Below are 1,594 nucleotides of genomic sequence, written 5' to 3'. Positions count from 1 at the left end.
ATGACTGCCCCACGCATAAGAAAGTGGTTTTTTTTAAAAGACGAAATGAGACGAACCATAAGCGAGCTGGTTAAAAAAAATGGCATCTGTAAAGAATAATAAGATTGAACGACCGCGACAATGTGTGTGTTTTTTTCAGTAAAGGCACCTCTTTGAAAAACCAGAACAACGAGTTGTTCTGAAAAATAAAATAACAATAAAGACCCTGGAACAGTTATTAAGAGGATTAGACGTGAATATATTTTAAGAGTGTTTCGTATGCCATCAAAATCGTCCAAGGATACCATCCGTGAAAAATGTGGGAAGACAACAGTACCAAGAGCCAGGGAAGCTAGGCTCAAAGGAAACAAGACCATATTGCTCCCATAATTGAGTGTTGCAACGCTACCCGGTTCCAGCATGGCCGCCATGGCCTGATCAACCACTACCGTACTGCTCATCAAAAAGGCACCTGCCACCATCGGAGAATATTGATTGACTACCTTGCGCAGATCATCTGTCATTCCGTCCCATCGAGGAAGTAATGGAATGCCGCTCTGGTCAGCAACCTTTGCAAGAACAAGCACCTCGACAAAAGCGCCCACAGCCGTTCCAAGAACCAGAGCATGAATACCCCAGGTATCAAAGAACACCAACAGACTGATAACGGCACAAATGGGTGTGATTCCGGGCATCAACGCAACGGCGGCAAACTGCTCTCCAGCGTTGATCACGGTTGCGAACAGTCGATTGATTCCAGATAGGGCAAACACCGGAAGTAGCCAATAAAACAGGGAAAGAGTGAGCGCCTGGGTCTCAAAACTAAATCCTGAACCGATAATCGGCAGCATGAGCGGAGCAGATAAAGCCAGTACAAATGTCACTATTATAAGAAATGGTATGGCCAAGGCAAGCAAGGATGAAAATAGCTGTTTGGCTGCTTCCTCTCCCTTGCTTGATTTGATCTGAATATAAGTGGGCATCACCGCTGAACTAAATGAACCCGCCAGAACGCTAACGGCAAACATGGGCAACATAAAGGCGATAAGAAGGGCATCCACTTCCGAGCCTGTTCCGAAAAAGCTGGCAATGACAAGCTCTCTGGCAACCATCGCCAGCTTTGCAAAGCCCGTCATCATCCCGACAACAAGCATCGCCGAAAAAATTCGCCGGTTGGTTGATAAGCCCTGCCATGTATTCCAGCGGGAAAATTGTGTTTTTAGGTGGGTGATCATATTAGGAAACCGGGTCAGGCTTGCATAGTTACATTATTGCTTAGGCCTGGAATTTGAAGAAACCTAAGGGGTCAGGTCTTGAAATACCATATATCTAACCAGCCAACTCCTGAACGCGCCCAAAATCTGAAACCCGCGGTGCATTTCCGAGCTTGCTTCGCCGATACCGCCTCCTTCTTTTAGCAGTGGTCATACTACTGAAATGGGCCTATATAAGTAAAGAGGAATTTACCGCTCAGACTTTAGTTCCGTCTTATTTCTCCTGACTTTGGACCCGTTTTTGATCTCTTTAATTAAGCGTTTCAAGTAAGATCCACTGGAACTTTGTAACGACTCAGCATGCTTGGATTTTGGCTTCGCGAGACCCATTCTTCAGGGAA

General features: G+C 45.7%; 1 protein-coding gene. It reads right to left on the bottom strand.

Going from position 1 to position 1,594, the window contains the following annotated elements:
- A partial coding sequence (locus tag ABGY95_RS00835) for a lipid II flippase MurJ (protein ID WP_347439782.1) occupies positions 1 to 1,214 on the bottom strand: 1,214 nt, incomplete at its 3' end.
- Positions 1,215 to 1,594: the final 380 nt, after the last annotated feature.

Origin of the sequence: Rubritalea sp., from assembly GCF_039830215.1 — a bacterium.
In the GTDB taxonomy this organism is placed as follows: Bacteria; Verrucomicrobiota; Verrucomicrobiia; order Verrucomicrobiales; family Akkermansiaceae; genus Rubritalea.
This window is presented reverse-complemented; position numbering and strand designations above follow the sequence as displayed.